We start from the raw sequence: 26,057 nt of genomic DNA on the forward strand, positions 1-26,057 counted from the left end.
AGAACGTATATTCGTTTATAATGAATAGTATAATAAGAATGTATGTTCTGTTTTGTAGTTAGTTTTATAGAAAGGAGCGGAAATATGAACATCGACTATCACTCATTGCCAATGCGAACAATATTTTGTGTTGATATGAAAAGCTTTTATGCAAGCTGCTCGGCTATTGTTCTAGGTCTTGATCCACTGACATGCTATTTAGCTGTGGTAGGTGATACCCAGAGGGATGGAAGTATCGTTTTAGCGGCAACTCCACGTTTAAAAGCTGATTTTGGAATTAAAACTGGGAATCGTCTTTTTGAAATTCCAAATGATCCAAGAATTAAAATTGTTAATGCACAAATGTCAACCTATCTTCAGGTTTCTACCAAGTTGACGAAATTTTTTAATCGATATGTCCCTTTAGAAGCCATTCACACGTATAGCGTTGATGAAAGCTTTCTTGACGTTAAGGGAACGACGCGACTTTGGGGATCTGAGTGGACTCTTGCCGAACGGATTAAAAAAGAAATGTTAGCGGAGTTTGGGTTAAGTTGTTCAATTGGGATCGGCCCAAACATGCTCCTTGCAAAAGTTTGCCTTGATTTAGAAGCAAAAAAGGTAGGGATTGCCAAGTGGACATATGCTGATGTGAAAAGAAAGCTTTGGAATGTTGCGCCTTTACGTGAGATGTGGGGAATTGGTTCAAAAATCGAGAAGCGATTAAATAGATTAGGGATTTTCTCTATTGGGCAATTAGCCAATGCTCCACTAGCACTCCTTGAAAAAAACTTTGGAATTATGGGAAACCAGCTATATTATCATGCCAACGGTGTTGATCTTTCCGATTTAGGAGCACCAATTATGGAAGGGCAAATCAGCTTTGGAAAAAGTCAAATTTTACTCCGCGATTATTGTGATCGAGAAGAAGTTAGACATGTCATTTTAGAAATGTGTGAAGAAGTTGCAAGAAGAGCGAGAACAGCGAGAAAAGCAGGGAGGACAGTTACTTTAGGTATTGGCTATAGTAAAGATGAAGGAGGGGGGGCTTTCACAGATCAATTACACTACAAGGAGCGACAAATATTACATTAGAAATATATAAAGCGTGCCTACTGCTTTTTGATAAGCACTATCATAATGAAACTGTGCGAAGTATTTCTATCGCGCTTTCTAATGTAATGAACGATAACGAAATTCAATTGAATTTGTTCGAGCCTAACAAGCCTCGTCAAAGAGAACTTGGTTATGTAATGGATTCAATAGAGAAAAGTATGGCTCAGATAAACTACTGCGAGCAGTTTCCTATACAAAAGCAGGCACTACTAAGCATCGTAGTAAGCTTGTTGGTGGCCATAAAGCTTAAAAACAGGTAAAGAAGAGGTGAGGAAAATAATTAGAGATCGGGGTAATATAAAGTGGACAGCAATGATGCTCCCTGAGCACGTAGCGATGCTTCGAGATTTAAAGACGAGTGAAAATAATAAAACAAAACCTTTCATAGATGAACAACGATTAGAAGAAATGAATGAAACCATTTGTTTTGCTATGGAAGAGAAAAATAAGGTGACGGTCACATACTATAAAGCCTATGATTACATAGATGTTGTAGGAATGATTGAATATTTTGACGCTACGTCACGTTGCATTCGAATTGCTACGAAAGATGAAAGAATTACAATTTATCTTGAAGCTATAATTGACATTAAAGTTAGTTGAATAATCATTCATTTCCGTTCAAGAATTTGTAATATATCTTTCACAATTTGGTTACTTCTATTCGCACGAAAAGGTGGTATAGTAATAGTGCCAAAAGGTTAATTTTAAAAAATAAGAATGGGAAGTGAAGGCGTGATCGTTCAAGATTTAATCGAAACAACAGAGTATTTCACTGAGGAAACAAAAGACGACTTTTTTGTTATTTATGAAAAATTCGCAAACAGTGATTGTAACTGCGAAGGAAACATGTTAGAAGAAATAGAATGTGATGATGAGGAAATTATTCAAATTCTTCAAGGAAATCCTGAGTGCAGCTGTTCATTACGAAACATTAAGAGCTATCGCGTCGGGCAAGAATATAAGAATGTAGAGGCTATTCTTGCGACGATTAAAAAAGAGCATAAAGAAATCTTCAAGTAAAAAAAGGTACGTAGCAATTGATCATCCAATAATTAACTTATTATATATACTACGTTTTTCACACATCCTCCCACTCTGCTGGGGGGATTTCCTTTTGGGTTAAAAGACAGAAAAATCACAAAGTTGAAAATTTATAAAATACACAATATATAATTAACATGTAACGAAGCAAAACACTTACACTCTACTGTTATTGCAGAAAAATAGGGAAAAGCTATAATAAAAGAAAAGGCTTTATGCGAAAAAAATAATAAAGGGGCAAAAAAATGATAAAAGTGTTATTTGTTTGCTTAGGGAATATATGTCGTTCGCCAATGGCGGAAGCGATTTTTAGACAAAAGGTAATAAGGGCCGGACTTGAGGAGAAATTTCTAATAGATTCAGCAGGAACAGGTAGTTGGCATATTGGTAAACGTCCACATGAAGGTACGTTGGAAATCTTAACAACGTATAATATCGATAGTTCCGAAATTACTGCTAGGCAATTGCAGCAAGATGACTTAAAAATATTTGATTATATCCTTGCAATGGATGCAGAAAATTTAGGTAACCTCCATCGCTTAAAAGGAAGAGAGGAATCTGGAGAAATTTGCAGATTACTTGATTTCATTCCCGAAATAGAGGTCTCTGATGTACCGGATCCCTATTTTACAGGGAATTTTGAAGAAGTGTATGATTTGCTAGAACAGGCATGCACCGAACTACTTACATATATAAGAAAAGAGAAAAGATTTAATAAAAAAGCTGACTCAGGTCAGCTTTTTTAAAAGATAAGAATGTATAAAATTTCAAAGTAATAACTGTCTAGCTCCACCGTCCAGCCCCTCGAGGTCAAATAACCTTCGAGAATAAAAGTGAAAGAGCACACTTTTTCTCGAAGAACATTTGCTTGTCGGGGCTCCCAGGACGCTTGCGCTTTTCTTACGTAGGTATTATAGTTCTTGAAGCTCTTGTACACTTACTGTCATTTCATTCTCAGGATTTTTTCGTGGGTATACACGAGCGGTACCGTCTTCATTATTAACATTTTGAATCCAGATAGAAGTGCCGTTGTACTGTACTTCAATTTCTTTTGCAGAATCTAAAATTTGTTTGGCGCGATTTACATTCATAGATAAATCCTCCTTTTTTTTAGCATGTAACTAAATCTCACCTCAAAAGTTCACAAATCTAAATAAAACTCCAGTCAAATTACCATCATGTTGGTGAAGCGAACTTTCATTGTGTCTATCCATAATATCTCAATAAAAGAAAAAACTATTCGTAAGAAAAATTATGTAAGAATACATGCCAATCGTATAATCGAAAGAACGATTAACCCTATCTGTGAATATGTTGATGTATGGGCAGGTTCAGTCCATTTGAATGTCTAGCTCCGAGCGCCAACTGCTCCTGCGGTTACTCGTCGCAAAGGTGCAAAGGTGTAACTCATTGAAGTCCTTGGCTCGAGTCAAATAACCTGCCAAATAAAAAAGTGAAAAACCCACTTTTTTACTGTCAGAACATTTGCTTGTCGCCGTCAGGCGGGCGCTCTGTGCTTTTCTAATAAACAACATTCCCTAGGAGGGGTTGATATAGATGTGCGGTATTACAGGTTGGATAGATTGGAATAAGGATTTAACAAAGGAAGTAAAGACGGTAGAACAAATGGCCGCAACGTTAAGCAGACGAGGGCCAGATGATTATCGGGTTTGGAGTACACTTCATGCTGCTTTAGGCCATACAAGATTAGTTGTGGTTGATCCTGAAGGCGGGAAACAGCCGATGACAAAGTCAGCAGAAAACAGAGTGTTCACAATAGCCTATAACGGCGAATTATACAATACAGAGGATCTACGCAAAGAATTATTACAAAGGGGACACAAGTTTAAGTCACATTCGGATACAGAGGTTTTGCTAACTTCATTTATCGAGTGGGGACCAGAGTGTGTTGATCGCTTGAATGGTATTTTTGCATTTGCAATTTGGGACGCACAAAAAGAAGAATTGTTCATTGCTAGGGACCGACTAGGTGTGAAACCACTATTTTATCAGGAAATAAACGGTTCTTTTTTATTCGGTTCGGAGTTAAAAGCTATATTGGCTCATCCGGATGTAAAGCCAGAGGTAACACGTGAAGGCTTAGCTGAAGTTTTTGGATTAGGTCCTTCACGAACTCCTGGTCACGGTGTTTTTCATAATATGAAGGAATTACGCCCAGGGCACGCGTTAAAGTATGGTAGAGGTGGATTAAGAGTTTATCGTTATTGGAGTTTGAAAAGTGAGCGGCATGAAGGCACTGTCGAACAAACTGCTGAGAAAATTCAATGGTTATTACAAGATACTGTAGAAAGACAACTTGTAGCAGATGTTCCAGTCAGCACATTTCTCTCGGGTGGTGTCGATTCAAGTGCTTTAACAGCTTTTGCTGCAAAATATTTCGAAAAAGAAGGTAGAGGTCCACTTCACACGTATTCCGTAGATTATATTGACAATGATAAATACTTCAAAGCTAATGATTTTCAACCAAATGCAGATGGGCCTTGGATTAAAAGAGTGTCTGAATATCTAGGGACAAAACATCATTCATGCGTCATTACAAATGAAGATTTAGCAGGGTATTTAAAAGAGGCCGTCCTTGTCCGAGATTTACCGGGTATGGCTGATATTGATTCATCCTTATTATGGTTTTGTAAACAAATAAAAAAGATGTAACTGTTGGTTTGTCAGGTGAGTGTGCGGATGAAATTTTTGGTGGATATCCGTGGTTTCATCGTGAAGATTTGATGAACCGTGATGGGTTTCCGTGGATGCACTCGACATTAGAGCGTGAAGCGCTCCTTAAAAATGAGTGGCGGGAGAAACTTCAACTACAAGACTATGTTAATAATCGTTACTCGGATACAATAGCTGAAACACCACGCCTTGAAGGGGAAAGCCCTGCGGATGCCCGTCGTAGAGAATTATTTTATTTAAACATGGTCTGGTTTATGACGACGTTGTTAGATCGCAAAGATCGTATGAGTATGGGGGCAAGCCTTGAAGTAAGAGTTCCGTTTGCAGATCATCGTCTTGTTGAGTACGTCTGGAATATCCCTTGGGAGATGAAAAACCTAGAAGGGCGAGAAAAGGGTATTTTACGAAAAGCACTAGAGGGTTTCTTGCCACACGATGTTCTTTATCGTAAGAAGAGTCCGTATCCCAAAACTCATAATCCACACTATACAAAGGCTGTAAAAAACTGGTTGAAAGATATCGTCGATGATACTTCTTCGCCTCTATTACAATTTGTTGACGAAAAGAAAGTTAGAGATATTATTGATACAGACGGTGCAGCCTTTAAGAAGCCGTGGTTCGGGCAACTTATGACTGGTCCACAGCTAATGGCCCATTTAGCGCAGATTGACACGTGGTTGAAAGAATATAAAGTAGAAATAAAAGAATAGAAAGTATGAAGCAAGCGGCTGATGATTTGATAGCCGCTTGCTTCATTTTCTGTTTAGGATCTAGAAAGAAAGGGAGATTATTTTTTTGCCAAATCCTTTCGGTCAGCGGCTAATGGTGGTTGTTCAAGCCATCCTTTACTGATTAATAGTTTAGCTCCATCCTCTGCATAAAGCCCAATCTCTGTAATAAGTTTTGTGTATGCCACTGCTAAGTCACGTCGTTGAGAGATGGCTAACCCAGCTCCATAAAACCCTACTGCTGCAGAACATAATGAGACGACGTGATTGAGCATTAGTTTATCTGAAAAGGGCGAAATCGTTGAATTTGTAATTTCAGATACCCATGAAGTAGGGGAAGTTAAATCCTCAGTGGATAACATTGCACTCAAAGTATCAAATTGTTTTTTACAAATGTTTTTTCCTTTTTCAAAATACTTTTTAACTTCATCAGACTTGCAAACTTGAGCAAACCCAATTTCTAAGACCACTTTCACAACCGTTTTTTGCATGTTATAACTGATCCCACTAATTTCCATCGCGTTTAAGGGGCGTTTTTTACCAAACCAGCCTGTTAAGTAGCTTTGATCGTTTACAAAGTCAAGTTGACTAGGTGGGTTAATATGTGGAGCTCTACTGTAAATCCCTTTATTTAACATTAACTGAACAACCCGTTCATATAATTCCATTGCTTCTTTATTGCATTGAACGAAATAAGCTATTTGGTCGGAACGGACGGATGAGCCGACAGCACCAGCATAGCCTGTCATTCCGTGTAAGGTCATCACATGCATATAAACTAGTAGGAAAGTATCAGTAAATAACAGTGGAGCGTTATTGTTAACATCATCCTCTATTGAAAATCCCTTTGGTATAGGGACTTTTTCTTGAGTTAGAAATTCTTTGACTTTACTAATATGACTTTCAGCTATGCTTCTAGCAGAAGTAAGAATGTTCCTAATGGCTTCATCTTCTACTTTTTCAATTGAATGGGTAAAAAAACAAATAGCTAAGGAGTCATTCATATACTGTGACCAAAGGTTTGCTAATTCTGCCGAAGTAAGTCCTACGTTATGCTTTTTGTTTTCCATGAAAATACCCTCCTTTAGAAACGTATGTTAAATTTCTTAATTCATTATTTTCGGCTACTAAGTTCAAATGTAGTGCGTAGAAATCATTTGCAACTACATTTTAGATTGATATAGCTCGGGTAAGGTGATTATGAAATTCACTTATGTAGTAAAACTTTTATGTTCCCATTTTAGCTTATTGTTCAAAATCAAGTATGTGATTATACTAAGATAATAAAAGGCTGTTTTCGAGAACTTTGTTGGTAATAAAAAGGAGAGTGCTTAATGCTTAGAATAAGCCTACAAAAAAGAGGGCATAGTGCTGAGCCTGCTTTTACTCTAACTACAATGAAAAAGAAAATGACCATCTCAAGATATAGAGAAACACTCGATGGACATGTTTCATGAACCATGTAGTAAGTCATGGAAATTCATTCCTCGAAACCTTATGCATTGAAGTGAGATTGGGTGTTGTACATCAACTATATTATTACCTAATATTTTTAGTAATTATCCCAAGCATCACTTTAAATTATTGAAAAAGCCAAAGTACTTTTGTACTTTTGTATAGCAAACCTTAGTCTAGTTAACAGCAAAATCATTTTGTATCAAAAATGTTTTTTACATATAATCTAAGGGAGGTGAAGTTTTGAGATGAACGGTAAAGAAGATTTATCCCACTTGAAAAACTTGGTTTATATATATGAAAATGTCCTTAATGAGATCAACGTAGGGGTCCAAGTTATCAATAATGAAGGAAATACGATTATTTATAATCAGAAAAAAATGCAGTTAGAATCGATGCAATTAGAGGATGTTTTAAATAAAAATTTGTTAGAAATTTTTTCGTTTAAAAATCGCAAAGACAGTCGTTTACTGCAAGCTTTAGAGCATGGAACTGTTACTCAAAATGCAAAGCAAACATATTTTACGAATAAAGGAAAAGAAATTACAACAATTAACAATACATATCCAATTGTAAAAAATGGTAAGACCATTGCGGCTGTTGAAATAGCTAGTGATATTACCAAATTTGAACGCTTAAAACAAAATGTACTCAAAGGTGGAAACACAAGATATACCTTTGAAAGTATTATTGGAGAAAGTAAAGCAATAAAAGAAGTCATTGAAAACAGTAAAAGGGCGACGAGGACTTCTTCTTCGGTATTGATTATCGGAGAAACTGGAACAGGGAAAGAGTTGTTTTCTCAAAGTATCCATCATGGAAGTGACCGTTCTAATAAGCCTTTCATTTCACAAAACTGTGCAGCTTTGCCAGATAACCTGATAGAAAGTTTGTTATTTGGTACAAAAAAGGGAGCTTTTACCGGAGCAATAGATCACCCTGGTTTGCTCGAACAGGCTGAGGGGGGAACAATTCTTCTTGATGAAATAAATTCTCTTAACCCTGCGTTACAGGCGAAGTTACTAAGAGCCATTCAAGAAAAGTCGATAAGAAGAGTTGGTGATACAAAAGACAAAGACATTGATGTAAGAATTATTGCTACCATTAATGAAGATCCGATTGAAGCGATCGCCAACAATAGGCTCCGTAAAGATTTGTATTATCGCTTAAGCGTCGTCTCCTTAGTCATTCCACCGCTCAGGGAGCGTGTAGAGGATATTCCTTTATTGACCCAAAAATTCATCGAAAAATATAATTATTTGTTTCAATTAGATGTCCGGAAGGTTAGTGATACTGTTTATCAATTATTTTTAGAATACGATTGGCCTGGAAATATTCGTGAACTTGAGCATGCTATAGAGGGTGCAATGAATCTCATTACGAATGAAACCGAAATTAGTTACCGTCATTTGTCCTATCATTTTTTAAACAAAACCAGACAGGGACATAGTTCAATACAGAGTACTTCTGAAAGTTCTATAAAACCAGAAGATTTAACCGTAAAATTAAAAGATCAAATGGAGCAAGCAGAGGCGGAATATATTAAAAATGTTCTTGAAAATAACCGCAATAATATTACGCATACTGCTAACATACTCGGAATAAGCCGACAAAGCTTACAATACCGATTACGTAAATATAATATAAAAGAAAGTCTATAATTTAAAAACAAAACGCAACTGTTTTATAGTTGCGTTTTTGTCTTAGTTAACGGTAAAGAAAATTGATTTTTTATAATCTTCATCTTGATCGACTAACCAAACTTCTAAAGTGTATGTTCCTTTTTCAAGTCCGTGGAAATTGATTTCGGTTTGTAGTGACTCTCCTTGAATCATAAATACAGAGCGTTTTTCCTTGAGGGAATTTTGATCTTCAGAATAATGTGAGATTATATCACTAGTAGCGTTTAATAATTGGTAATCGAACATTAATTCACTAGTGAAAGAGAAGGATACTTCATTTCCGGTTTGATTTATTAATGAATACAAAAATGATAAGGTGTTATCATTCGTGTTAGAAGTCTTTGCTTCCGTAAGAGTAGACTCAATCGCTCCTGCAATAATCCCCTTTGGAAAATTTTCCTCGTTCTTTTGCGGGAAATCAAACTCGCCTGGTAAATTCGTTTTATTCATAGCCTCCCCAGACAAAGAACAACCATTTAAGGCAAAAGTGACAAGACTACATACAAACAGGATTACTAATACATTTATAACTTTTTTCACTGTTTATCACTCCTCAATTTCTTTCTATCTATTTGACGTTTAGTTAGCGGCATTCGTTTCATAAAAATTAATTATTAATATTGCATGGATTTTATAACTACAACAAAAGCTACAGGAAAATTAGAAGAAATATGGGAGGGAATAGTTTGGAAAAGCATAGAGAAGTTGGTATAGCTGAGATGCCAAAATGGAATAAATGGATCATTTTAAGCATTCAACATCTGTTTGCGATGTTTGGGGCAACAATCCTTGTTCCTTATTTAACGGGTTTAAGTCCAGCTGTAGCCTTAGTTTCAAGTGGCTTAGGGACACTGACCTATATAGTAATTACTAAAGGGAATGTTCCGGCTTACTTAGGGTCTTCGTTCGCCTTTATTGCACCTATTATTGCTGCAACTGCTATCGGTGGAGTCGAAGGTGTTATGATTGGCTCATTCATGGCTGGTGTTGTTTATGGAGTAGTAGCTTTAGTTATTAAAAGTACGGGTATCAACTGGCTAATGAAATTACTACCACCAATTGTTGTTGGTCCTGTCATTATGGTAATTGGACTTGGGTTAGCGAGTGTAGCGATCAATATGGCAATGAATTACGATTACGGGGTAGGAGCTTTTGTAGACCCAATGTTACATTTCACTGTTGCACTCGCGACATTGTCTATTACTATTTTTAGTTCTATCTTTTTTAGAGGCTTTTTTAGCTTGGTCCCTATCCTATTTGGGATTGTCGGAGGGTATGTATTAGCCTACTTTTTTGGAATGGTCGATTTTAGTGCAGTGCAGGAAGCGGCGTGGTTTCGCGTTCCTAATTTTATTGTTCCTTTTGTTACTTATACGCCAAAATTTTCTTGGACAATTATTGCGTTAATGGTTCCTATTTCAATTGTAACAATTTCTGAACATATTGGAGATCAGATGGTACTAAGTAAAGTAGTCGGTGAAAATTTTATAAAAAAACCTGGACTTCACCGTTCTATTCTAGGTGATGGGGTTGCAACGATAATTGCTTCATTTCTTGGGGGCCCACCCAATACGACTTATGGAGAGAATATTGGGGTATTAGCGATTACGAGGGTATTCAGTGTATTTGTTATTGCAGGAGCAGCAGTAATGGCGATTTTATTTGGATTTATGGGTAAAGTTGAGGCGTTAATAGCAACAATTCCTACAGCGGTGATGGGGGGAGTATCAATTTTACTTTTCGGTATCATTGCTTCTTCTGGATTAAGGATGCTAATTGACAACCAGGTAGATTTAGGGCAAAAGCGAAATCTGATTATTTCTTCAGTGATTTTAGTAGTGGGCATAGGTGGAGCTTTTATTGAGTTAACCGAAAACGTTCAGATTGCTGGAATGGCATTGGCAACTATTATTGGTATTGCCCTACACCTATTGTTGTCAGGCAAGGAGCAAAGTTACGGTAATTATGCTTTGTTTGCAGGTTTGGAAGAAACTGAAAGAGAGAGAGATTAAAAAGAAAGTAGTCGTAACATTTTACGACTACTTTTTGATGTTTTCTTCTAGTGCCCTAAATAGAGTTTAGACAAATCTGCTTTTTTTCGGTAAAATTGTTCCATAGTATATAATAAAGGAGAAGAAATATGGAAAAAGTACTTATTTTTGGTCATAAAAACCCTGACACAGATACAATTTGTTCAGCAATTGCATATGCTGACTTAAAAACTAAATTAGGAATGGATGTTGAACCTATACGTTTAGGTGAAGTTAGCGGAGAAACTCAATTTGCCTTAGATTATTTCCAAGTAGAAACACCGCGTTTGGTTCAAACAGTTTCGAATGAGGTTAATAGTGTAATTTTAGTAGACCATAATGAGCGCCAACAAAGCGCTGATGATATTGAATCAGTTCGTGTTTTGGAAGTGATTGACCACCATCGTATCGCTAACTTTCAAACGAGCGATCCTTTATATTACCGCTGTGAGCCGGTAGGGTGTACAGCTACAATTCTAAATAAAATGTATAAAGAAAATGGAGTTAAGATAGAAAAGCAAATTGCTGGATTAATGGTATCGGCTATTATCTCTGATTCGTTATTATTTAAATCGCCAACATGTACAGATGAAGATGTAAGAGCAGCTCGTGAATTAGCGATACTAGCAGAGGTTGATGCTGAGGCTTACGGTTTAGAAATGTTGAAGGCGGGTGCTAATTTAGGGGATAAAACAATCGAACAGTTGATTTCATTAGATGCGAAAGAATTTCAAATGGGTAATTATAAAGTAGAGATCGCCCAAGTAAATGCGATTGATACAAATGATGTTCTTGTTCGTCAACAGGAGCTAGAAGAGGTTCTTACAAATGTAATTAAAGAGAAAGAACTAGATTTATTTTTATTAGTTGTCACTGATATTTTAAACAGCAATTCCGTTGCGCTGGCATTAGGAAATGAAACTAAGGCTGTAGAGCAAGCGTATGATGTGACATTAGCCAATAATACTGCGCTACTAAAAGGTGTAGTTTCTCGCAAAAAGCAAATTGTTCCGGTATTAACTGATATTTTTGCTAAAATGTAATGTTAAAACCAGCTATTTATAGTAACGGGTTCAGTTTTGGGAGGGAATACGTTAATTCACAGGTTAAATAGCATTAGATTTAACATTCGAATTTCAAAGGAATTTACACTACAATTAGCAAACGAAAACGCACAGATATTCATCTGTGCGTTTTTACTCATATTTTTTCCCTTGTTGAACGCATTCGTTAGTACCAAATTAATTCTCTTTATCAAATGAACGGATAAATAATATTCCTGCAAGAACGTTCAAAATAACTTGAATTTCAATTCTGAAGATAAAACTAAAGAAAAAATTGTTAGGAAGAAGTGTTAACCAATATGGAGCAGGAATGAAAAACAATAAAAATAAAATAACTACAAAACTAAGTAGTAAACAATTAACTCTTACTCTCTCAGCAAACACCTTAATTAACCTTTTAGTCTCAATTAAAATACCAAATAATAAATACAAAACACTTAATAAAAATGAATAAATTAAAACCCACCTGATATTGAAAAAAACAACCGTTTGCTCATATTTTGGAAGAATTAGTGCTATTAGCGTTAAAATTACAATGCCAATTATACTTGAAAAGACTGTTGTTTTTTTCATCTTATCAAACCTTTCTCTTATTAAAGTATTCTGCTTCGTTAGCACCATAACGGCAGCAACAGCTTGTTAAACTAATGCTCCCGTTAATTGAATAAATTACATATTATTTTTTATACCTTAGGACCTTACATAGCTTTGTTATTTTGATAAGGCGTTACACTTGGTGTACCTTTAATGTAACGGTATAAAACATAAGAAACAATTGGAGTTAGAATGATGAACAAAATGGTTCCTATACTAATTACTATTTGTATCTCTTTTATTGACTGGGATATATCTTCATAAATTAAGGGAAGCCCTGTATCGGGAATAAATTGTATACTCCCAGCTACAAAATTATTAAATGCATGTAGAATAATAGGTACGAGTAAGCTTTTTGTTTTTATATAAGCAAAACTATAAAAAATCGCACTAACGAAATGGGCAATAAATCCAGTGTCGAGATGGAGGAGTCCAAATAAAAAAGAACTGAATATCACCGCCTTTGTGACACCTATGCTTTCCCCCCATTTATTCAACAAATAGCCTCTAAATAACAGTTCTTCCATAATCGGAACTAATGTAATACCTAATAAAAATAAAACAATAATTCGGTTTAACCCAACAATTCCAAGGTTTTCTTCAATGTCTTCAATTAGCATCTCTTTAAAAAAGTTAGAATCAACTAGTCCTATTATGAAAAAAATTGCGACCACAGACAAAAGGGAAAAGATAATTAATAATACTTTAATACTGATTAATTGCAACCAAGGTTGACTATTTATACTTAAATTTCCTAAGACTTGTTTAATAGATATATTGTGCTTCTTTAATGAATGGATGAACAGAATGATAAGAAGTATATGTATCGTAATATTGAACAAGTTGTTCATATCAGTCCCAGTTGCTAACTGAATAATAGCAAATACAATAAATGTAACAATAAACAAAACAAAGGTTTTAAGTACTAAAACCCATGTTTTTATTCCACGAAAATTATTATATTGTCCCAAAATATCTCCTACCTTTAAATTTAAGTAATTTTCCTAAACTGCTCATTTGTAAATAAATTCCACATAAAGAACGTTAATCCCTTCTTGAATTATCGCATCCGTTAGCACAATAAAGATTGTCTAATTTAAAATGATTAAGGACATTATTCAACAGTTAAGGTACTCGCCATAAATAATAGCAACTCTCTTAGTTCATCGGTTTCAATGTTACGAGGATAATTAATCCTCACATGATACCTAACATTTCCTATAAAAGCATTGAGTGAATGACCAATATATTCTCTGCCGATAAGCCTCTCATTTTCAAATCCATCTTCCCCATGAGTTCCTACACTCTTCAAGTAATAATCAAACGTTTTCGCAAGTTCAGGATAGTCAGTCAAATCAACGTCTGTTACGATATAAGGCTTATCGGGTGCTGTGTTGCCACTTTGCATAGCAAGTAGTTGTGTTTCTTTAAAATCTTCTGCTGGATTCGGATAAATGTCTTCTTCTACAATCAACTTATTAATCCAAAACTCTACTTCTCCAAATCTATGATTTGTCATTTGTTCGTAACAAGAGTCTGAAATAGGTTCAGCATAGTTTGCGTTAATATCAAGTTTAGTTGGTAAATATAATTGTTTATTTTGTCCTTCAGGGCAATTGGAAAATGCTTCGGTTGAAATTAAGCGCCCTGCATTATAACCAATCTCCGAATACTCTGTTTGATAATCCTCTATCATAATACCTTGATTATTTATTAAGTCTATCGAGGCTCCCATTTTTAAATCGTAAGTTTTAGTTGCATAAGTTGCTCTCTTTTTCTCATTTGTCGAGCTTTCATTTTCTTTTTTTTCAACCACGTCTTCGTTATTATCTAAATTAGTTGCACAACCGAAAAGAACGGTCATACTTAACACTAAAAGAATAACAGTTTTCTCATAACACCCTCCCTAAGATAAAACCATTTCACCTTTAATCTCAAAATTTGTGTTGCCTATTCAACTATCCTGCTCGTTGAATAAAGAATTTCCTTATTCTTATTTTAACATTTAATCCCATAATTCCTACAAAAATTAATGTGTTCTTAAATTAACAAAGTAATCAGCACAGCTTTTAGCATATAAAATAGAAGGGGAACATAAGTTTATGGGCTCTTACCAAAAGGTATGCTAAAACAACCGCTAATTTAGGTGTTAATTCTAACAAAACGTTGATGTTTCAATAAAAAATAAGCGTACAAAGTCATTGCTAATTTGTACGCTATTTCTAATGTTATTTGTCATTTTCTCTCCCAAAACTGAACCCGTTATATTTATAGCTGGTTTTTCATTTATTTCACTTTTACGCGAGCTTTTGAGATTGCGTTATAGCCATAGCCTTTTTTATTCCACATGGGTTCTGTTGGTTGGCTTCGACCTTTAGAGTCAGTGGCTCTGCACAAAATCGTATGCTCGCCTTCTGTTGCGTTCCAATGAAAATGCCACTGACTCCATGTGTAATTTTCTTCATGTCTTTTTGTTAAGAGGGTATCTACCCAATTTTGACCATCAAAACTAATTTCGACTTTTGTGATGATACCTTCTCCACTCCAAGCGAGACCTTCAATTGTATGGTTACCAGTAGTAAGGATTGCAAGGTCTAAAGGGTTTTGAATGATAGAATTAACATTTACTGTTGTTACTGGGAAGGAGGGGCTATTGTCTTTTGGATAGTAAACATAATCATTTGCCTGAAAAGGACCTTTGAAATGGTAGTCAATAACCGTAATTTTTTTAAGCCACTTAACCGAAGCCATTCCGTACCAACCCGGAACAAATAATCGTAATGGAAACCCGTGCTTATAAGTAAGTGGTCTTCCATTATATTCATAAGCGATAATAGTGTCTAGATGAAGTGCTTTCTCAATAGGGAGGCTCCTTGCATATCTTACATTTTTCTCTGTTCCTTCGTGTGTTCCGTAATCGTAACCTTCAAATAAAACCTCCTTGGCGGTATCTAAAAGTCCAGTTATTGCAAGTAAGTCACGCAATGCGACACCTCTCCATTGCCCTTGACTAATAGCACCTTCCTCCCACTGTTCTCCGAATACTTTTGGTTCAAACTTAGAACGTTTATTTCCTGCACATTCAAGTAACCCGGTAATTGTAGTGGGAGTCATATTGAGTAAATGTTGATAATAGAAGGTGAATGGATTAATAACCTTCCCGGTAATAGGTAAAATAAAGTTTTGTGTAACAAGTTTAGGATATAGAAAGTGGTTTCTTCTAAAGAAATACTTTGAAGGTATAAGTTCACTTCTTAAAAATTCAATCGGGGTTTCTTGGTTCTCAGGTGTTAAACTTCTTGTTGTTAAAAACGGCTTATTCTGATTTTCATGTGCCACCTCTTTTCTTCTCTATATTTAATATGAATTTAATCAAGGATATAGAAGATTAGTGGAAAAATGTGTTAATAAGAAAGAGATGCTAATCTATTGCATAAACAAAATTATTTTGGTATATTAAATATCCGCCACTTATTAAGCTTGTTTTAATAAAAAAGTGGTTGAATTGAATTTGTTATTGTGTTATAATTTTATTTCTTGTCGCTTCACTTTCTTTTTAAAAAAGGTTGCGCAACAATTTATAATATGATATAATGAATTTTGTCGCTAAAATGACATGTTCCTGCGGTTACTCGTCGCAAAATTGCACGATGTACTTCCAGGTAGTATTATTGTTCTTTGAAAACTGAACACACAGCCAAGCGAATTAAAGAGGTAGTAAAATATCTCGTCAATGTAACAAAATTTTTTGAGCTATATCAAACACTTTTATGGAGAGTTTGATCCTGGCTCAGGACGAACGCTGGCGGCGTGCCTAATACATGCAAGTCGAGCGGAGATTTAAAAGCTTGCTTTTAAATCTTAGCGGCGGACGGGTGAGTAACACGTGGGCAACCTGCCCTGTAGACTGGGATAACTTCGGGAAACCGAAGCTAATACCGGATAATCTTTTGAGTCACATGGCTCGAAAGTAAAAGTTGGGTTTACCTAACACTACAGGATGGGCCCGCGGCGCATTAGCTAGTTGGTAAGGTAACGGCTTACCAAGGCGACGATGCGTAGCCGACCTGAGAGGGTGATCGGCCACACTGGGACTGAGACACGGCCCAGACTCCTACGGGAGGCAGCAGTAGGGAATCTTCCGCAATGGACGAAAGTCTGACGGAGCAACGCCGCGTGAACGATGAAGGCCTTCGGGTCGTAAAGTTCTGTTGTTAGGGAAGAACAAGTACCGTTCAAATAGGGCGGTACCTTGACGGTACCTAACCAGAAAGCCACGGCTAACTACGTGCCAGCAGCCGCGGTAATACGTAGGTGGCAAGCGTTGTCCGGAATTATTGGGCGTAAAGCGCGCGCAGGCGGTCTCTTAAGTCTGATGTGAAAGCCCACGGCTCAACCGTGGAGGGTCATTGGAAACTGGGAGACTTGAGTGCAGAAGAGGAGAGTGGAATTCCATGTGTAGCGGTGAAATGCGTAGATATATGGAGGAACACCAGTGGCGAAGGCGACTCTCTGGTCTGTAACTGACGCTGAGGCGCGAAAGCGTGGGGAGCAAACAGGATTAGATACCCTGGTAGTCCACGCCGTAAACGATGAGTGCTAGGTGTTAGGGGTTTCGATGCCCTTAGTGCCGAAGTTAACACATTAAGCACTCCGCCTGGGGAGTACGACCGCAAGGTTGAAACTCAAAGGAATTGACGGGGGCCCGCACAAGCAGTGGAGCATGTGGTTTAATTCGAAGCAACGCGAAGAACCTTACCAGGTCTTGACATCCTTTGACAACCCTAGAGATAGGGCTTTCCCCTTCGGGGGACAAAGTGACAGGTGGTGCATGGTTGTCGTCAGCTCGTGTCGTGAGATGTTGGGTTAAGTCCCGCAACGAGCGCAACCCTTGATCTTAGTTGCCAGCATTCAGTTGGGCACTCTAAGGTGACTGCCGGTGACAAACCGGAGGAAGGTGGGGATGACGTCAAATCATCATGCCCCTTATGACCTGGGCTACACACGTGCTACAATGGATGGTACAAAGGGCAGCAAAACCGCGAGGTTGAGCCAATCCCATAAAGTCATTCTCAGTTCGGATTGTAGGCTGCAACTCGCCTACATGAAGCCGGAATTGCTAGTAATCGCGGATCAGCATGCCGCGGTGAATACGTTCCCGGGCCTTGTACACACCGCCCGTCACACCACGAGAGTTTGTAACACCCGAAGTCGGTGGGGTAACGCAATATGCGAGCCAGCCGCCTAAGGTGGGACAGATGATTGGGGTGAAGTCGTAACAAGGTAGCCGTATCGGAAGGTGCGGCTGGATCACCTCCTTTCTATGGAGTTAAAACTCTAGTCGATGCTTTTCTTTTAGAAAAGTACGCTGACGCTGTGTTTCAGTTTTGAGAGAATGATCTCTCAATTAAATAGTTAACTGCTCAATATTCATTATTGTGCTCCTGCGGTACTCCTTGCGTCGTATCCTCGTCGCAAAGCTGCATGAAGCTAATCAATGAAGCATCACACGATGTGATTGAGGTCAGTTGCTTTGTTCCTTGAAAACTAGATAACAACTAACACATTTAAGTTTTACCGGAAAGTTTGTAAAAACTTTATGAGTAAACTTGAGTAGTCAAGAATTCAATTCGACGTAAAATCCTTTTAACAGGTAATTTTTCGAAAGAAGCAAGAAGATCGAGGAGCCGATTGAGTCAATCACCGGAGTGTACATAAACCGTACATGAGGATGATTGAGGAATGAAGGCGACGAAGATATTCGCCGCTTATTGCGAAAAATTTAGGTTAAGTTAGAAAGGGCGCACGGTGGATGCCTTGGCACTAGGAGCCGAAGAAGGACGTGACGAACAACGATATGCCTCGGGGAGCTGTAAGTAAGCTTTGATCCGGGGATTTCCGAATGGGGGAACCCACCATCCGTAATGGGATGGTACCCATAGCTGAATACATAGGCTATGAGGAGGCAGACCTGGGGAACTGAAACATCTAAGTACCCAGAGGAAGAGAAAGAAATTATCGATTTCCTGAGTAGCGGCGAGCGAAACGGAAACAGCCCAAACCAAGGGGCTTGCCCCTTGGGGTTGTAGGACACTCTACACGGAGTTACAAAGAAACGAAGTAGACGAAGCGATCTGGAAAGGTCCGCGAAACAAGGTAACAGCCCTGTAATCGAAACTTCGTTTCCTCCAGAGTGTATCCTGAGTACGGCGGGACACGTGAAACCCCGTCGGAATCCGGGAGGACCATCTCCCAAGGCTAAATACTTCCTAGTGACCGATAGTGAACCAGTACCGTGAGGGAAAGGTGAAAAGCACCCCGGGAGGGGAGTGAAAGAGATCCTGAAACCGTGTGCCTACAAGTAGTTGGAGCCCATTTACGGGTGACAGCGTGCCTTTTGTAGAATGAACCGGCGAGTTACGATTACGTGCAAGGTTAAGCTGAAGAGGCGGAGCCGCAGCGAAAGCGAGTCTGAATAGGGCGAATGAGTACGTGGTCGTAGACCCGAAACCGTGTGATCTACCCATGTCCAGGGTGAAGTTCAGGTAACACTGAATGGAGGCCCGAACCCACGCACGTTGAAAAGTGCGGGGATGAGGTGTGGGTAGGGGTGAAATGCCAATCGAACTCGGAGATAGCTGGTTCTCCCCGAAATAGCTTTAGGGCTAGCCTCGAGGGAAGAGTATTGGAGGTAGAGCACTGATTGGACTAGGGGTCCCCACAGGATTACCGAATTCAGTCAAACTCCGAATGCCAAATACTTATCCTCGGGAGTCAGACTGCGAGTGCTAAGATCCGTAGTCAAGAGGGAAACAGCCCAGACCATCAGCTAAGGTCCCAAAGTATACGTTAAGTGGAGAAGGATGTGGAGTTGCCCAGACAACCAGGATGTTGGCTTAGAAGCAGCCACCATTTAAAGAGTGCGTAATAGCTCACTGGTCGAGTGACTCTGCGCCGAAAATGTACCGGGGCTAAACGTATCACCGAAGCTATGGATTGACACCTTAGGTGTCAGTGGTAGGGGAGCGTTCTAAGTGCAGCGAAGTCAGACCGGAAGGACTGGTGGAGCGCTTAGAAGTGAGAATGCCGGTATGAGTAGCGAAAAGAGGGGTGAGAATCCCCTCCGTCGAAAGCCCAAGGTTTCCTGAGGAAGGCTCGTCCGCTCAGGGTAAGTCGGGACCTAAGCCGAGGCTGAAAAGCGTAGGCGATGGACAACAGGTTGAAATTCCTGTACCACCTCCTCACCGTTTGAGCAATGGGGGGACGCAGAAAGGTAGGGTAAGCGCACTGATGGATATGTGCGTCCAAGCAGTTAGGCTGAGAAGTAGGCAAATCCGCTTCTCGCGAAGGCTGAGCTGTGATGGCGAGCGAAATTTAAGTAGCGAAGTTCCTGATCCTACACTGCCAAGAAAAGCCTCTAGCGAGGTGAGAGGTGCCCGTACCGCAAACCGACACAGGTAGGCGAGAAGAGAATTCTAAGACGCTCGGGAGAACTCTCGTTAAGGAACTCGGCAAAATGACCCCGTAACTTCGGGAGAAGGGGTGCTCTGATAGGGTGTTAAAGCCCGAGAGAGCCGCAGTGAATAGATCCAAGCGACTGTTTAGCAAAAACACAGGTCTCTGCGAAGCCGCAAGGCGAAGTATAGGGGCTGACACCTGCCCGGTGCTGGAAGGTTAAGAGGAGGGGTTATCCGTAAGGAGAAGCTCTGAATTGAAGCCCCAGTAAACGGCGGCCGTAACTATAACGGTCCTAAGGTAGCGAAATTCCTTGTCGGGTAAGTTCCGACCCGCACGAATGGTGTAACGATTTGGATACTGTCTCAACGAGAGACCCGGTGAAATTATATTACCTGTGAAGATGCAGGTTACCCGCGACAGGACGGAAAGACCCCATGGAGCTTTACTGTAGCTTGATATTGGATTTTGGTACAATTTGTACAGGATAGGTAGGAGCCTGAGAACCCGGAGCGCCAGCTTCGGTGGAGGCGTCGGTGGGATACTACCCTGATTGTATTGAAATTCTAACCTAGGACCGTGATCCGGTTCGGGGACAGTGTCAGGTGGGCAGTTTGACTGGGGCGGTCGCCTCCTAAACAGTAACGGAGGCGCCCAAAGGTTCCCTCAGAATGGTTGGAAATCATTCGTAGAGTGCAAAGGCAAAAGGGAGCTTGACTGCGAGACCTACAAGTCGAGCAGGGACGAAAGTCGGGCTTAGTGATCCGGTGGTTCCGCATGGAAGGGCCATCGCTCAACGGATAAAAGCTACCCTGGGGATAACAGGCTTATCTCCCCCAAGAGTCCACATCGACGGGGAGGTTTGGCACCTCGATGTCGGCTCATCGCATCCTGGGGCTGAAGTAGGTCCCAAGGGTTGGGCTGTTCGCCCATTAAAGCGGTACGCGAGCTGGGTTCAGAACGTCGTGAGACAGTTCGGTCCCTATCCGTCGCGGGCGTAGGAAATTTGAGAGGAGCTGTCCTTAGTACGAGAGGACCGGGATGGACACACCGCTGGTGTACCAGTTGTTCCGCCAGGAGCATAGCTGGGTAGCTACGTGTGGAAGGGATAAGTGCTGAAAGCATCTAAGCATGAAGCCCCCCTCGAGATGAGATTTCCCTTGGAGTTAATCCAGTAAGACCCCTTAAAGATGATGAGGTTGATAGGTCTCGGGTGGAAGCACGGCGACGTGTGGAGCTGAGAGATACTAATCGGTCGAGGACTTATCCTATAATAAAGTTTAGAGTGATGAGTGTAGAGTTTTGAGTTGAGTAAGTAGCTCGAAGCAGTAAATACCAAATTCTAAATAAACGGATTGAATTTTACTCAAGTCTTAAATGTGTGTTATCTAGTTTTCAGGGAATGATTTCCTTGAGAGTGCAGAGTTTAAGTGAAAAGTTTAAAGGGCGTCTATAGAGAAACCTAAAAAACTCAAAACTCTTAACTCAACACTTAAAACTTCATAAATCTAGTAGCGATAGCGAAGAGGTCACACTCGTTCCCATGCCGAACACGACCGTTAAGCTCTTCAGCGCCGATGGTAGTTGGGGGTTTCCCCCTGTGAGAGTAGGACGTTGCTAGGTAAGAAACATATCCGATTGAGGGTGTGTTTTTTGTTTGCGACAGCAACTTTGAGATAAAGAAGTAAAAAGTAGTATTGCAATGCATTTATTATTGTAATATAATTAAACTCCTAGTCGTTTGTTACTGAATAATAATCTGTTAATTTGTAACAACACACATTATAATACTTGAAATTAAAACCTTCAAAAAAGGTTGAAGAGTCGAAATTATAGTGGTATAATAAAAACTTCGAAAGAATTTGGGGCCTTAGCTCAGCTGGGAGAGCGCCTGCCTTGCACGCAGGAGGTCAGCGGTTCGATCCCGCTAGGCTCCACCATATTAATTGATTGTAAATTTCTTTTTCATGGCGGCGTGGCTCAGCTGGCTAGAGCGTACGGTTCATACCCGTGAGGTCGGGGGTTCGACTCCCTCCGCCGCTACCAATTTAATTTTTATATATGACATGGAGGAATACTCAAGTGGTTGAAGAGTTCGGTCTTGAAAACCGATAGGTCGTGAAAGCGGCGCGGGGGTTCGAATCCCTCTTCCTCCTCCATTTTTATGAACTTATATCAATACTAACTATATGTGGAGGGGTAGCGAAGGGGCTAAACGCGGCGGACTGTAAATCCGCTCCCTCCGGGTTCGGCGGTTCGAATCCGTCCCCCTCCACCATTTATAATTAACTGCCTTTAGGGGCATAGTTTAACGGTAGAACAGAGGTCTCCAAAACCTCCAGTGTGGGTTCGATTCCTACTGCCCCTGCCAAAAAAAATAAAATTATGGCGGTCGTGGCGAAGTGGTGAACGCACCGGATTGTGGCTCCGGCATTCGAGGGTTCGATTCCCTTCGATCGCCCCATAATTATCTTTAAAATATTGGGCTATAGCCAAGCGGTAAGGCAACGGACTTTGACTCCGTCATTCTCTGGTTCGAATCCAGATAGCCCAGCCATTTATATGCGGAAGTAGTTCAGTGGTAGAACACCACCTTGCCAAGGTGGGGGTCGCGAGTTCGAACCTCGTCTTCCGCTCCAATATTATCAATTTTATATTGAGTAATAGAGTGCTTGGCGGCATAGCCAAGTGGTAAGACACGGGTCTGCAAAACCCTTATCCCCCGATTGTTTCGACGTATCAAGCTTCGAAGCATGGCGAGTAGAGGAAGAAACAGGATGCTACAAAGCGTTACATCGTCCGTAAGCACCGTGAGTATACTACAATGAAATAACAACATGCGCCCTTAGCTCAGCTGGATAGAGTGTTTGACTACGAATCAAAAGGTCGGGAGTTCGAATCTCTCAGGGCGCACCAAACCAACTACCTCGAATAAACTTCACTGCAGGTTTGCGACGAGTAAACGAAGTGGCGCAGGAGCATGTTTGGTTGGTTAGTAAAAACTAATTTTTTATCTCGGGAAGTGGCTCAGCTTGGTAGAGCACCTGGTTTGGGACCAGGGGGTCGCAGGTTCAAATCCTGTCTTCCCGACCATTTATTTTAATCATGCGGGTGTAGTTTAGTGGTAAAACCTCAGCCACGAGCGAAGCATCTCAGAAAATACTACGAGTTGCCTCGACGGATACACTTCTTTGAACAATCTAGAAGAGGAAGAGGCATGACAAGAAGGCGTTTAATTTTTAATTAACTTTATTTAGAGAATGCGGGTGTAGTTTAGTGGTAAAACCTCAGCCTTCCAAGCTGATGTTGTGAGTTCGATTCTCATCACCCGCTCCAAATCTACTACGTCGAATAAGCTTCTTCGCAGATTAGCGACGAGCAATTTTGGTTGAACAAGAGCACACTACTCAGTATATTGTACTAAACAGAGTAGATGTATTATATTGAACAAGGATTTGATTAAATCAATGTATGGGCCTATAGCTCAGCTGGTTAGAGCGCACGCCTGATAAGCGTGAGGTCGGTGGTTCGAGTCCACTTAGGCCCACCATACTAAATACTGCTTAGGGGACACTAATTATCCTTCAGTCGGCAGTACTTAAATCTTGTCGTTAAAAGTATTTTTATTTGGGGAAGTACTCAAGAGGCTGAAGAGGCGCCCCTGCTAAGGGTGTAGGTCGTGTGAGCGGCGCGAGGGTTCAAATCCCTCCTTCTCCGCCAGGTGAATAATAAGAAAATGGCCCGTTGGTCAAGCGGTTAAGACACCGCCCTTTCACGGCGGTAACACGGGTTCGAATCCCGTACGGGTCACCATTTAACTTAAAATATCATCAATACATCGGAGGATTAGCTCAGCGACGAGCAAAGTCATCTGTGAATGAACTACGAGTTGTTTCGACGCATACACATCTTTGAGTTACTTGAAGAGGAAGAAACAGGGACTTCGTAGAATAGACATCATCAATACATCGGAGGATTAGCTCAGCTACGAGCAAAATCATCTGTGAATAAACTGCGAGTTGGTTCGACGCATACACATCTTTGAGTTACTTGAAGAGGAAGAAACAGGGGCTTCGTAGAATAGACATCATCAATACATCGGAGGATTAGCTCAGCTGGGAGAGCACCTGCCTTACAAGCAGGGGGTCGGCGGTTCGAACCCGTCATCCTCCACCAAAATTTTTTGCGCAATAAAGTAGAGCAAAATAACTTACATTATTATGCCGGCCTAGCTCAATTGGTAGAGCAACTGACTTGTAATCAGTAGGTTGGGGGTTCAAGTCCTCTGGCCGGCACTCGTAGTCTTTTTACTAAGAGCCATTAGCTCAGTTGGTAGAGCATCTGACTTTTAATCAGAGGGTCGAAGGTTCGAATCCTTCATGGCTCACCAAAGTTTTTTGAATTTGCGGGTGTGGCGGAATTGGCAGACGCGCTAGACTTAGGATCTAGTGTCTTTGACGTGGGGGTTCGAGTCCCTTCACCCGCACCATGAAAAAACATATAGTTTTCAGGGAATGAAAGTTTCTTGAATGAAATATAATCTAGTAGCGATAGCGAAGAGGTCACACTCGTTCCCATGCCGAACACGACCGTTAAGCTCTTCAGCGCCGATGGTAGTTGGGGGTTTCCCCCTGTGAGAGTAGGACGTTGCTAGGTAAAAAAAAGACATCCAAATGAGGATGTTTTTTTTGTTAATTAAATATAAAAAGTAGAGATAAATTACTTGGTAATGTGCATCTGCGTCTACAAGCTAAGCTCCGAAGCGGAATTCCTCGATGCAAAGCTGCATGTAGTTTAATCAAAGAAGTAACTCACGATGTGAACGAGGTCAGTTGCTTCTTTGCTAGTGTGCTTCTGCGGTACTCCTAGCGTCGTATCCTCGTCGCAAAGCTGCATGTAGTTAATCAAAGAGGTAAGCTCACGATGTAAACGAGGTCAGTTGCTTGTCTACAAGCTTTGTTCGAAGTGGCTTCCTCGATGCAAAGCTGTATGAAGAAGCTCAATACAGTTTTGCACGATGTAATTGAGGTCAGCTGCTACCCTGTTAGAGTAGGACGTGCTAGTAAGAAAAGCACATCAATTTTAAGGTCATTTTCCTTTGGGCGAATAGTGCGCTTTATTATTGTTTTGAGACGCTTGCCTGATAAATTTTATTTTGTTGGATCGTTTGCTTATTTTTAATAAATTGCTGAGATATTTCCTTATTAGTTACATTATTTTTGTTGAATTTCAGCGTATCAATGAATTTTAATAATAAATGAGCGGTATTTATAGCATCGTCAATTCCTCTATGTGCTTTACCTACTGGTTCAATTCCAGCTATGTTCAATGCATTTTTTAACCCTATTTGGCTATTATTATCAACAACTAATAGTTCTCCAATTTGTTTTTGGATATCATTATAGTTTTTAAACCAATCTAAATTTATTTTATTTCGGACACATTGATTGATTATATGAGCTTTGTCGTCTTTTCCCCAAGCGCATAAGAAGTAATCATCACCAAGCCAGTTAGCAAATTGATGAATTCCTTGGTGAAAAGTAACGGCATTTTTTAGGTCTTCTTTGGTCATCTTAATAAACTTTCTTGTACTTTTTGAAACGTACCCGCTTTTAGGTGTAATATAAATTTGGAATTGGTCTATAATTTTTTTTTCATTTAAACTTACCTTACATGCCCCGATCTCAACAATTTCACTAAGTTGTCCTTTTCTAAATCGTTTTATTAACTCCAAATCAAAAACAATGGCATTCAAAATAAAATCCTTCCTTCCGCTACAAAATTCTATTTGTTATACTTCCCAAAATAAGTATCAGTATTTAAATTTCAGTTCAGTGTGCATGTCAAGAAGCTCTTTAATGGAAGTGTGTCAGTGTTAATAATATAATATATCACATATTTTCTAAAGGGGAAGGGTTTAAAATAATGCGGTACAAAAAGATGGCATAAGGTAATCTTTCAGTTGGAGAAAGATTTTTGGTTTTTGCAGAGGAGTTGGATACTGTTCAAATTAAATGAGGTTTTAGATTGGTTACTTGGGTGTGTGCTCCTTCGTCTACAAGCTAAGCTCCGCAGAGGACTTCCTCGTCGTAAAGCAGCACGTAGTAAATCAAAGGAGTATTTCAAGATGTGAATGGGATCAGTTGCTTTTCTAGGTAAGAAAACACATCCAAATGAGGATGTGTTTTTAGTAGTTACATATCCGTGATAAAGCCC

At 39.7% G+C, this 26,057-nt stretch carries 15 protein-coding genes, 18 tRNA genes, 4 rRNA genes and 2 pseudogenes; 31 read left to right on the forward strand and 8 right to left on the reverse strand.

The window, feature by feature from the left end; genetic code table 11:
* The first annotated feature begins 84 nt into the window (after positions 1–84).
* The 4 genes and pseudogenes from H1D32_RS14330 to H1D32_RS14345 all read left to right on the forward strand — a co-directional run bounded on the left by H1D32_RS14330 (position 85) and on the right by H1D32_RS14345 (position 2,885).
* A pseudogene (locus H1D32_RS14330) lies at positions 85–1,345 on the forward strand (Y-family DNA polymerase).
* 17 nt (positions 1,346–1,362) lie between these two features.
* Positions 1,363–1,698, forward strand: a complete 336-nt coding sequence (locus H1D32_RS14335; RefSeq protein ID WP_261178984.1) for a YolD-like family protein — start codon at positions 1,363–1,365, stop codon at positions 1,696–1,698.
* 132 nt (positions 1,699–1,830) lie between these two features.
* Positions 1,831–2,118, forward strand: a complete 288-nt coding sequence (locus H1D32_RS14340) for a hypothetical protein (RefSeq protein ID WP_261178985.1) — start codon at positions 1,831–1,833, stop codon at positions 2,116–2,118.
* 266 nt (positions 2,119–2,384) lie between these two features.
* Positions 2,385–2,885 (forward strand): low molecular weight protein-tyrosine-phosphatase, encoded by a 501-nt coding sequence (locus H1D32_RS14345; RefSeq protein WP_261178986.1) that lies wholly within the window; start codon positions 2,385–2,387, stop codon positions 2,883–2,885.
* A gap of 165 nt (positions 2,886–3,050) precedes the next feature.
* Here H1D32_RS14345 and H1D32_RS14350 read toward each other — a convergent pair whose 3' ends face one another.
* Entirely contained in the window at positions 3,051–3,230 is a 180-nt protein-coding gene (locus H1D32_RS14350; RefSeq protein WP_261178987.1) for an H-type small acid-soluble spore protein, read from the reverse strand.
* Between the two features lie 466 nt (positions 3,231–3,696).
* Here H1D32_RS14350 and asnB point away from each other — a divergent pair.
* Positions 3,697–5,543: pseudogene (gene asnB / locus H1D32_RS14355) on the forward strand (asparagine synthase (glutamine-hydrolyzing)).
* Positions 5,544–5,620: 77 nt separating this feature from the next.
* On the opposite strand, the gene H1D32_RS14360 reads toward asnB, so the two are convergent.
* Complete coding sequence (locus H1D32_RS14360; RefSeq protein WP_261178988.1) at positions 5,621–6,631, reverse strand: DUF3231 family protein; 1,011 nt, start codon at positions 6,629–6,631, stop codon at positions 5,621–5,623.
* Positions 6,632–6,895: 264 nt separating this feature from the next.
* Here H1D32_RS14360 and H1D32_RS14365 point away from each other — a divergent pair, with 264 nt between their 5' ends.
* Both H1D32_RS14365 and H1D32_RS14370 read left to right on the forward strand, forming a co-directional pair.
* Positions 6,896–7,018, forward strand: coding sequence for a hypothetical protein (locus H1D32_RS14365; RefSeq protein ID WP_261178989.1), 123 nt, complete (start codon positions 6,896–6,898; stop codon positions 7,016–7,018).
* A gap of 246 nt (positions 7,019–7,264) precedes the next feature.
* Complete coding sequence (locus H1D32_RS14370) at positions 7,265–8,677, forward strand: sigma-54 interaction domain-containing protein (protein ID WP_261178991.1); 1,413 nt, start codon at positions 7,265–7,267, stop codon at positions 8,675–8,677.
* Between the two features lie 42 nt (positions 8,678–8,719).
* Here H1D32_RS14370 and H1D32_RS14375 read toward each other — a convergent pair whose 3' ends face one another.
* Positions 8,720–9,238 (reverse strand): BsuPI-related putative proteinase inhibitor, encoded by a 519-nt coding sequence (locus H1D32_RS14375; RefSeq protein WP_261178993.1) that lies wholly within the window; start codon positions 9,236–9,238, stop codon positions 8,720–8,722.
* A gap of 131 nt (positions 9,239–9,369) precedes the next feature.
* Here H1D32_RS14375 and H1D32_RS14380 point away from each other — a divergent pair, with 131 nt between their 5' ends.
* Together H1D32_RS14380 and H1D32_RS14385 are read left to right on the forward strand one after the other, a co-directional pair.
* A complete protein-coding gene (locus tag H1D32_RS14380) occupies positions 9,370–10,710 on the forward strand; it encodes a solute carrier family 23 protein (RefSeq protein ID WP_396126200.1) in 1,341 nt (446 codons plus the stop codon).
* A 128-nt stretch (positions 10,711–10,838) separates the two neighbouring features.
* Positions 10,839–11,771: a manganese-dependent inorganic pyrophosphatase gene (locus H1D32_RS14385; protein ID WP_261178996.1), complete on the forward strand. Its 933-nt coding sequence runs from the start codon at positions 10,839–10,841 to the stop codon at positions 11,769–11,771.
* A 198-nt stretch (positions 11,772–11,969) separates the two neighbouring features.
* On the opposite strand, the gene H1D32_RS14390 is transcribed toward H1D32_RS14385, so the two are convergent.
* The 4 genes from H1D32_RS14390 to H1D32_RS14405 form a co-directional block, all read right to left on the reverse strand.
* On the reverse strand, positions 11,970–12,365 hold the full coding sequence (locus tag H1D32_RS14390; RefSeq protein WP_261178997.1) for a hypothetical protein: 396 nt from the start codon (positions 12,363–12,365) through the stop codon (positions 11,970–11,972).
* A 125-nt stretch (positions 12,366–12,490) separates the two neighbouring features.
* The gene (locus H1D32_RS14395) at positions 12,491–13,357 is read right to left on the reverse strand and encodes a CPBP family intramembrane glutamic endopeptidase (protein WP_261178998.1); all 867 of its coding nucleotides are present in this window, start codon (positions 13,355–13,357) and stop codon (positions 12,491–12,493) included.
* A 143-nt stretch (positions 13,358–13,500) separates the two neighbouring features.
* On the reverse strand, positions 13,501–14,250 hold the full coding sequence (locus H1D32_RS14400; protein WP_261178999.1) for a hypothetical protein: 750 nt from the start codon (positions 14,248–14,250) through the stop codon (positions 13,501–13,503).
* Between the two features lie 422 nt (positions 14,251–14,672).
* Entirely contained in the window at positions 14,673–15,725 is a 1,053-nt protein-coding gene (locus tag H1D32_RS14405; protein WP_261179000.1) for a sulfite oxidase, read from the reverse strand.
* 428 nt (positions 15,726–16,153) lie between these two features.
* Between H1D32_RS14405 and H1D32_RS14410 the strand changes: the two genes are divergently transcribed.
* From H1D32_RS14410 to rrf (H1D32_RS14515), 22 genes are all read left to right on the forward strand, one after another.
* Positions 16,154–17,707 (forward strand): 16S ribosomal RNA (locus tag H1D32_RS14410).
* Between the two features lie 464 nt (positions 17,708–18,171).
* Positions 18,172–21,112 (forward strand): 23S ribosomal RNA (locus tag H1D32_RS14415).
* 236 nt (positions 21,113–21,348) lie between these two features.
* Positions 21,349–21,464: ribosomal RNA gene (gene rrf, locus H1D32_RS14420) — 5S ribosomal RNA — on the forward strand.
* The 16S, 23S and 5S rRNA genes sit together here with 18 tRNA genes alongside, the layout of an rRNA operon.
* Before the next feature lie 241 nt (positions 21,465–21,705).
* A tRNA-Ala gene (locus H1D32_RS14425) sits at positions 21,706–21,781 on the forward strand.
* 29 nt (positions 21,782–21,810) lie between these two features.
* A tRNA-Met gene (locus tag H1D32_RS14430) sits at positions 21,811–21,887 on the forward strand.
* Between the two features lie 22 nt (positions 21,888–21,909).
* A tRNA-Ser gene (locus H1D32_RS14435) sits at positions 21,910–22,000 on the forward strand.
* Between the two features lie 34 nt (positions 22,001–22,034).
* Positions 22,035–22,119, forward strand: a tRNA-Tyr gene (locus H1D32_RS14440).
* Between the two features lie 19 nt (positions 22,120–22,138).
* Positions 22,139–22,212, forward strand: a tRNA-Trp gene (locus tag H1D32_RS14445).
* Positions 22,213–22,229: 17 nt separating this feature from the next.
* A tRNA-His gene (locus H1D32_RS14450) sits at positions 22,230–22,305 on the forward strand.
* An 18-nt stretch (positions 22,306–22,323) separates the two neighbouring features.
* Positions 22,324–22,398: transfer RNA gene (locus H1D32_RS14455), tRNA-Gln, on the forward strand.
* A gap of 7 nt (positions 22,399–22,405) precedes the next feature.
* Positions 22,406–22,480: transfer RNA gene (locus tag H1D32_RS14460), tRNA-Gly, on the forward strand.
* A gap of 200 nt (positions 22,481–22,680) precedes the next feature.
* Positions 22,681–22,757: transfer RNA gene (locus H1D32_RS14465), tRNA-Arg, on the forward strand.
* A 100-nt stretch (positions 22,758–22,857) separates the two neighbouring features.
* Positions 22,858–22,934 (forward strand) — tRNA-Pro (locus H1D32_RS14470).
* A gap of 169 nt (positions 22,935–23,103) precedes the next feature.
* Positions 23,104–23,177 (forward strand) — tRNA-Gly (locus H1D32_RS14475).
* Positions 23,178–23,314: 137 nt separating this feature from the next.
* A tRNA-Ile gene (locus H1D32_RS14480) sits at positions 23,315–23,391 on the forward strand.
* 79 nt (positions 23,392–23,470) lie between these two features.
* Positions 23,471–23,561, forward strand: a tRNA-Ser gene (locus H1D32_RS14485).
* 18 nt (positions 23,562–23,579) lie between these two features.
* A tRNA-Glu gene (locus H1D32_RS14490) sits at positions 23,580–23,654 on the forward strand.
* A gap of 287 nt (positions 23,655–23,941) precedes the next feature.
* Positions 23,942–24,017 (forward strand) — tRNA-Val (locus H1D32_RS14495).
* 46 nt (positions 24,018–24,063) lie between these two features.
* Positions 24,064–24,136 (forward strand) — tRNA-Thr (locus tag H1D32_RS14500).
* Between the two features lie 19 nt (positions 24,137–24,155).
* Positions 24,156–24,231: transfer RNA gene (locus H1D32_RS14505), tRNA-Lys, on the forward strand.
* Between the two features lie 15 nt (positions 24,232–24,246).
* Positions 24,247–24,330 (forward strand) — tRNA-Leu (locus H1D32_RS14510).
* 51 nt (positions 24,331–24,381) lie between these two features.
* A 5S ribosomal RNA gene (rrf, locus tag H1D32_RS14515) occupies positions 24,382–24,497 on the forward strand.
* 463 nt (positions 24,498–24,960) lie between these two features.
* Here rrf (H1D32_RS14515) and H1D32_RS14520 read toward each other — a convergent pair.
* Complete coding sequence (locus tag H1D32_RS14520) at positions 24,961–25,596, reverse strand: 3'-5' exonuclease (protein ID WP_261179001.1); 636 nt, start codon at positions 25,594–25,596, stop codon at positions 24,961–24,963.
* Positions 25,597–26,057: the final 461 nt, after the last annotated feature.

The organism is Anaerobacillus sp. CMMVII, assembly GCF_025377685.1.
In the GTDB taxonomy this organism is placed as follows: Bacteria; Bacillota; Bacilli; order Bacillales; family Anaerobacillaceae; genus Anaerobacillus.